The organism is Luteitalea sp., assembly GCF_044337415.1.
Classification (GTDB): Bacteria; Acidobacteriota; Vicinamibacteria; order Vicinamibacterales; family Vicinamibacteraceae; genus Luteitalea.
Genome location: NZ_JBIINP010000014.1, coordinates 46982 through 54468, shown reverse-complemented (window position 1 = coordinate 54468; position 7487 = coordinate 46982). Strand labels below are relative to the sequence as shown.

Below are 7487 nucleotides of genomic sequence, written 5' to 3'. Positions count from 1 at the left end.
CCGCGGTCGGTGCCGCCCCAGCCCATCGGGTTGTCGCTCGCATCGTAGATGTACCAGACGCTGAAGGCCCGCGAGGCGTTGACGTAGAAGAGCCCGGTCTGCGGGCTGAAACTCGGCGAGAACCAGTTGGTGGCGCCGCCCTGGTTGGGCGTGACGAGCGCACCGGCCACCTGCGGACGCTTGTCGGGATTGGGGATCGGCTGGCCCTTCTCGTCGTAGCCCTTCGACCAGTTCGTCTTCACGTACTCGGCCGACACGATGTTCTTGCCGGTGAGCCGATCGAGCACGAAGAAGTGGCCGTTGCGCGCCGCCATGGCCACCAGCTTGCGCGGCTTGCCGGCGACCGTGCCATCGATGAGCACGGGGGTCTGCGTCGCGTCCCAGTCGTGCGTGTCCTGCGGCGAGGCCTGGAAGTACCACTTCATCTTGCCGGTGTCGGCATCGAGCGCCACCAGCGACGCCGTGTACAGGTTCGAGCCCTCGCGGTTCTTGTACGCGACCACCGGCTGCGGGTTCCCCGTCGTCACGTAGATCGTGTTCGTGTCGGGGTCGTAGGTGATCGGCTGCCACGTCATGCCGCCGCCGTGCTGCGCCATGTCGAGGTTCGGCCACGTGTCGAGGCCGGGATCGCCTGCCTTCTGCGGCGTCACGTACCAGCGCCAGATGAGCGAGCCGTCCTTCGGGCTGCGCGCATCGAGGTACGCGGGCATGTCGAGGTCGTCGCCGCTGACGCCGACGATCAGCTTGTCCTTGACCACGACCGGTGCGACCGAGCCGTAGTAGACCATCTCGGTCGAGCAGTACTCGGTGAACCAGCGCTCCTTGCCGGTCGTGATGTCGAGCGCCACGAGGTTGCAGTCGGGCGTGACGAAGTACACCGAGTCGCCGAGGATGGCGACGCCGCGGTTGCCGATGTGGATGCCGCCGCGGTTGCGCGTCCACGTGTAGTGCCAGATCTCGCGTCCGGTGCGCGCCTCGACCGCGTACGCATGGTCCGGAATCGTGAAGTACAGCACGCCGTCGACCTGCAGCGGCGTCGCCTTGATCGCCCCGCCGGCGTTGGGCAGGTCGTAGAGCCAGGCGAGGCTCAGGTGCTGCACGTTCTTGTCGGTGATGTGCGTGAGCGTGCTGAAGCGGCGGCCCGAGTAGTCGCCGTTGTAGGTAGGCCACGACGAGAGCGTGGGCTTCAGGATCTGCGCGACCGTGAGCCCGCCCTGCTGGGCCACCACCACGCTCGTCGCCAGGCTGGCGGCCGCGACGGCCGCGAGGATGAGGCGCTTCACTTCAGGGACTCCAGGTAGGCCACCAGATCGTGGATCTGTGTGTCGGTGATCACGTCGAGCAGGTCGATGTGGGCCTGCAGCGGGTTGGTGGTCGTGACCGTCGTGCCGGGCGCCTTCCGCACGGCGCGCACGCTGCCGTCGGCCAGCCGCAGCGTGACGAAGAAGTCGCTCTGCTCGAGCAGGACGCCCGACACGGCCGGTCCCGTGGGCGGCGTCACCGTGGCGGTGACCGCGTTGGGGCCCGGCGTGGCGGCGGCCGCTGCGGCGGGACCGCGCCCGCGACCAGGACCCGCGCCGGGGAACAGCATCCGCTGCTGGATGTCGACGGGGGCGGGGATGCGCTTGCCGATGCCGGCCAGGCTCTTCGACGTCGACGTGTGGCAGGTGGCGCACTTGCCGGCGCCGTTGAAGTAGGCCTCGCCAGCCGCGCGGTCGCCGACGAGGATGTCGCCGACCGTGAACAGCGCGGATCCGCGCATGGTGTCGTTAACCCGCTGACGCAGGAAGTGGGCGAGCGCGACGACGTCGGCATCCGTGAAGCTGGCGCTCGGCGTGCCGCTCTGCGTCTTGTGCCCGGCCTTGAGGAAGGGCCCGAGCACGCTGCCGGCCACCTGCGCCGACCGGTCGAAGTTGACCGTCGTCGTGCGGATGATGTTCGGTCCGCCGCCGTCGCCACCGCGCGCCTGCGTGCCGTGACAGTCCACGCACTCGCGGGCCCAGATGGCGCGGCCCCGGTCGTGCGCCGCCTGGTCCACGACGGGCGTGCGCGGAATCTGCACCACGGGACCGTCGGCCCGCGTGCCGTCGGGTCGGGGCATGGTCACCCGGATCTCCTGCGGCTGCTGACCGGCTGGCGGGGCTTGCTGGGCCGACAGCCCCAGCCCCAGGCTGGCCACGACTGCGGCCACCAACGACGAACGCACCTTGTGCATGCAGGCTCCCGAGAGATACACGTGACGAGGCACAAGGGATACGCGAACAGGACGGCCGTCGTCAAACGGGACGGCCTTTGGCCGTCAGGACCGGCAGTCGGGAGTCGGGCGTCGGCAGTGAAGGGCGCCCGTGCCCGCCGCATTGGCCCTCCCGACTGCCGACTCCCGACTCCCGACTCCCGACAAAGGACCTACAACGACATCACGTCGAACTGCTCGTGGTGCAGGTACGCGTCGGGTCGCACGGTGACCCGGCGGCCGATGACCTGCTCCACTTCCCTCAACACGCCGCGCTCCTCGCCAGCCAGCGCGTCGGCGATCTCGGGGTTCACGCGCAGCAGCACGCCGTTGCCGTCGATATCGTGGCCCACCTTGCGCATCTCGTTCAGGATCTCCTGGCACACGGTGGCGCTCGACTTGATCGTGCCGCTGCCGGAGCAGTACGGGCACGTGTCGGTCATCAGCCGCTCGAGGCTCTGCTTCACGCGCTTGCGGGTGATGATGATCAGCCCGAAGTCGGAGACCTGGATGGCCTTGCTCGGCGCGCGGTCGCGCCGCAGCTCCTGCTCCAGTGTCTGGAAGACCTTCTGGCGGTTCTTCTTGTCCTCCATGTCGATGAAGTCGAGGACGACGATGCCGCCCATGTCGCGCAGGCGCAACTGCCGCACGATCTCCTTCACCGCCTCGAGGTTGGTCTTGAGGATGGTGTCCTCGAGCCGCCCGCTGGTCTTCTTGCCGACGTAGCGCCCGGTGTTGACGTCGATCGCGACGAGGGCTTCCGTCTGGTTGATGACGATGTAGCCGCCCGACTTCAGCCACACCTTGCTGCGGAGCGCCTTGTCGATCTCGGTGCGGACGCCGTACTCCTCGAAGATCGGGAAGTCGCGCGTGTAGAGCTTCACGCGCGGCAGCATGGCCGGCATGATGCGCTCGATGAGCGACGTCACGCGCCGGTGCTCTTCCGGCGAATCGATCCGGATGACGCTGAACTCGTCGGTCAGCAGGTCGCGCAGCAGCTTGGCCACCAGCGACTGCTCGCGGTAGATGACCGCGGGCGACCGCTGCGTGTCGGACTTGTGCTTGATCTCCTTCCACACCTGGTGGAAGTACTCGAGGTCGCCGAGGATGTCGGCGTCGGGACGGCTGGCCGCGGCGGTGCGGATGATCACGCCGCCGTTGAAGCCATGGGCCTCGCGGAACTGCTTGACGATGCCGCGCAGGCGCGCCCGCTCCTCGCGCGACTCGATCTTGCGCGACACGCCGATGTGGTCCACCGTCGGCATGAAGACCAGGAAGCGGCCCGGGATGGTCACGTGCGAGGTGATCCGGGCGCCCTTGGTGCCGATGGGCTCCTTGACCACCTGCACGAGGACGTCCTGGCCCTCCTTCAGCAGGTCCTCGATGTTGGGCTGCGCGGCGCGGTCCTGCCGCTGCCGGCGATCGCCGCTGCGCTGCGCCGCCTGTGCGCCCGCCTCCGCGCCGGTCTCGCCGGCGGCCTCGATCCCCTCCTCGGCCGCGTCCGCGTCGGCGTGATCGGCGGCCGTGGTGGGCTCGTCGGGGTCGTCCTCGAGCGCCTCGGCCGGCGTGATGACGTCCGAGACGTAGAGGAACCCGTCACGCTCGAGGCCGAGGTCGATGAACGACGACTGCATGCCGGGCAGCACCTTCGACACCCGGCCCTTGTAGACGTTCCCGACGACGCCCTGCTGGCGCTCCCGCTCGATGAAGAACTCGACGACCTGGTCGTCCTCGAGAATGGCGACCGCGGTTTCGCGGTCGTTCGCGGAGACGATCATCTCCTTGGTCATGCACGACACTCCCGGTGGCCGCCGCCCCCTCCGCATGTGCCCTCGCGCGACGCGCGCGCGACGGGCCCCGGTGCGCCGCCGGCGACCCGGCGGTCAGGCCGAGCAGCCGCAGCACCAGGTGCCACACGAGGAGGAAGGACGAGGTCACCATCAATTCGCGAACCGCCGCATCCGCACGTTGAGGATGAGGCCGAAGCTCATGAGCGTGGCGATCATGGACGAACCGCCGTAGCTCATCAGGGGCAGGGTGAGGCCCTTGACCGGCGCGAGGCCGGCCGACATCGCGATGTTGTAGATCACCTGGAAGGCGAAGCACGAGACCAGGCCCACCACCAGGTAGGCCCCGATGCGGTCCCGCGCGAGCCGCGCCGCCTCCAGCGAGCGGAGCAGCACGAACAGGTACAGCCCGAGGGTCGCCAGCACCCCCAGGAAGCCGTGCTCCTCGGCGAGCACGGAGTAGACGAAGTCGTTGTGGGCGACGGGCAGGAACTTGTACTGCCCCTGCGTGCCGTTGAGGAAACCCTTACCCGTGAGGCCGCCCGACCCCACGGTGATGCGGGCCTGAATCTGCTGGTAGCCCGCGCCGCGGGCGTCCTGCGAGGGATCCAGGAAGGTGACGACGCGGGATCGCTGGTAGTCCTTGAGCCCGTACACCCAGGCCACGGGCGCGAGCAGGACGCAGACCAGGACGGCGTATCCGACCAGGCGCATGCGCAGCCCGGCCGCGTACGCGATGCCGCCGAGGACCGGCAGCAGCGTGACCGCGGATCCGAGGTCGGGCTGGCGTGCGATGAGGAGGAATGGCAGGAGGAGCAACCCGCCGGCGACGGCGAGATCGCCGGTGCGCAGCGCCAAGAGCTTCTCCTGGCCGAACCACGTGGCCAGCAGGAGCGCCAGCGCCGCCTTGGCGAACTCGGACGGCTGCAGGTTGAAGACGACGAGCGAGATCCAGCGCCGCGACCCGCCAGCGACGACGCCGAAGAAGAGCACGTAGACCAACAGCACGGCCACGCCGACGAAGAACACCGGCGCGTACTCCGACAGCGTGCGGTAGTCGATCATCAGCACCAGCGTCATCGCGATCAGGCCGATGCCGCACGCCGAGAGCTGGGTGTAGAACTCGCGGCCGACCCGATCGCGGATCGGGTCGTAGGTGGTGCTGTAGATCATCAGCAACCCGACCCCGCAGAGCAGCACGATCGCGCCGAACAGGAACCAGTCGAGGTGGCGGTAGAGGCGTTCTTCGAACATCAGCGTGCCTCCACTCGACGGGAATCGGGAATCGGGAGTCGAGAGTCGGGCGCGTCGAGCCGGGCACCGCTGACCGTCGACCAGGGTCGACGGCTACGAACTGGCGCGGAGCGCTCGCGACGCATCGGCACCAGTCGCTGCTCGAGGTCGCCGAGCAGCCGCGATGTGCGAACCATGACCGCCGGCTCCGCCGAGGATTCGTAGGCGCCGGACTTGTCCGGCGCGATGGCGGCCCCGCTCATCGCGCGCCTCCGGTCGGGGCGGGCGCGGCGGGGGGCGGCGGCGTGACACGCGCGACGGGCGCAGCTGGCGCGCGCGGCGTGGCGCGCTGCGTGGCGATCGTCGCGCCGGGCGTGGCAGGCGCGGCGCCGAGCGTCGGCAGCGCGCGGCCCTCCTCCTTGGCGAACCACGTCTCCATCATGAACTTCGCGATGGGCGCGGCCGAGTAGCCGTGCTCGGCGTGCTCGGCGAACACGACCCCCGCGATCGTCGGGTTCTTGGCCGGGGCGAAGAACACGAACCAGCCGTGATCGCGCAGGTCGCGGTCGCCCTTCGCACGCGCCTTGCCCTGGTTGGAGATCACCTGCGCCGTACCGGTCTTGCCACCGACGTCGTAGCCGACGATCTTGCCGCGGCCGCCCGTGCCGGCGCCGTTGACCACCATCCACAGCCCCTCGCGCACGACGTCCACGTTCAGCGGCGTGATGCCGAGGTCCCGCTGGCCGTCGGGAGCCGGCAGTTGCTCCCAGCCCTTGCCGTTGTCCACCGCACGCACCAGGTGCGGCACCACGCGCGTGCCGCCGTTGGCCACCGAGGCCATCATCACCGCGAGGGACACCGGCGTGACCGACACCTGGCCCTGCCCGATCGACACCGAGATCGTCTCGCCGGCGTACCACTTCTCGCCGGTGCGCTGCTTCTTCCACGCCGTCGACGGCATGATGCCCTGCGTCTCGTGCGGCAGGTCGATGCCGCTCATCTCGCCGAGGCCGAGCGCCGTGGCCCACTTGTGCATGCGGTCGACGCCCAGCATGTTGCCGAGCGTGTAGAAGTACACGTTGCACGACTTCTCCAGCGCCTCGCGCATCGCGACCGATCCGTGACCGCCGGCCTTGTGGCACTTGAAGAAGCGTCCGTAGAAGGAGGCGCCGCCGCCGCAGAAGATCCGCGTCTCTGGCGTGATCACGCCCTCCTGGAGGCCAGCCACGGCGACCGGGATCTTGAACGTGGACCCCGGCGAGTAGCGCCCCTGGATGGCGCGGTTGTTCAGCGGGCGGAGCGGATCGGTCAGCAGGCCGTTCCATTCGGTCCGGCCGATGCCGGCCGCGAAGGCATTCGGGTCGTAGGCCGGCAGGCTCGAGAGGGCAATGACCTCGCCGGTCCGGGGCGCGAGCGCAATGGCCGCCCCCCGGAAGCCGTAGTGCCGGAACGCCTCCTCTGCCGCGCGCTGCACGTCGGCGTCGATGGTCAGTTGCAGGCGTCGCCCCTCGACCGGCTCCTCCTCGCCCAGCACGTCGATCTCGCGGCCGCGGCTGTTGACCACGACATGCCGCGCGCCGTCGGTGCCCATCAGCAGGGGGTTGTAGGTCTGCTCCACCCCGGCCTGACCGACGACCGCACCGCCTGTCACCTCGCGGTACTCGGGCCGCGACAGTTGCGCGTCGGTAACCTCGCCGACGTACCCGATCAGGTGCGCCGCCATCGAGTCGGCCGGGTAGCGCCGCGTCGGCGTCTTCTCCACGATCACGCCGGGCAGTTCGAGCCGGTGCGCCGCGACGGCGGCGATCTGCGCCTCGGTGACGTCGCGGATGACCACCGTCGGGCGGTACGTCGGCAGCCGCTTGCTGCGCTCGAGCGCCTCGGCGATCGTCTCGACGGGCGTGCCGGTGAGCTGCGCGACCAGTTGCGTGGTGCGCGACAGGTCCGACACCTGCTCGCGGACGATCGAGATGTTGAAGGCGAAGCGGTTCTCGACGAGCACCAGGCCACGGCGATCGAACAGCACGCCGCGCGGCGCCTGCAGGGGCAGCGCACGCTGGTGGTTGTTCTCCGCCATCTCGAGGAACTGCTGGTGGCGGGCGACCTGGAAGTACCAGAACGCGGTCGCCAGCGCGAGGAACACCGCGGCGAGGCTCCACTGGAGCACGCGCAGGCGCAGCGGCAGGTTCAGGCGTTCCTCGGCGTTCATGCTCGCCCCGTCTTCATGGCGCGGT

6 protein-coding genes are annotated in these 7487 nt (G+C 69.5%); all 6 read right to left on the bottom strand.

The genetic code is table 11. The features are described from left to right. Positions 1-1283: PQQ-binding-like beta-propeller repeat protein (locus ACIRDX_RS04560; protein WP_396624217.1), on the bottom strand; the 1283-nt coding region annotated here is incomplete at its 3' end. Beyond that, positions 1280-2215: a c-type cytochrome gene (locus tag ACIRDX_RS04555; protein ID WP_396624216.1), complete on the bottom strand. Its 936-nt coding sequence runs from the start codon at positions 2213-2215 to the stop codon at positions 1280-1282. The genes ACIRDX_RS04560 and ACIRDX_RS04555, both read right to left, overlap by 4 nt. A gap of 191 nt (positions 2216-2406) precedes the next feature. Continuing rightward, positions 2407-4023, bottom strand: a complete 1617-nt coding sequence (locus ACIRDX_RS04550) for a ribonuclease E/G (protein WP_396624215.1) — start codon at positions 4021-4023, stop codon at positions 2407-2409. Between the two features lie 150 nt (positions 4024-4173). After that, complete coding sequence (gene rodA, locus ACIRDX_RS04545) at positions 4174-5274, bottom strand: rod shape-determining protein RodA (RefSeq protein ID WP_396624214.1); 1101 nt, start codon at positions 5272-5274, stop codon at positions 4174-4176. Continuing rightward, a complete protein-coding gene (locus ACIRDX_RS04540) occupies positions 5274-5516 on the bottom strand; it encodes a hypothetical protein (RefSeq protein WP_396624213.1) in 243 nt (80 codons plus the stop codon). Before ACIRDX_RS04540 ends, rodA begins: the two co-directional genes overlap by 1 nt. Next, positions 5513-7462 (bottom strand): penicillin-binding protein 2, encoded by a 1950-nt coding sequence (mrdA, locus tag ACIRDX_RS04535; RefSeq protein ID WP_396624212.1) that lies wholly within the window; start codon positions 7460-7462, stop codon positions 5513-5515. Before mrdA ends, ACIRDX_RS04540 begins: the two co-directional genes overlap by 4 nt. Between the last annotated feature and the right edge of the window lie 25 nt (positions 7463-7487).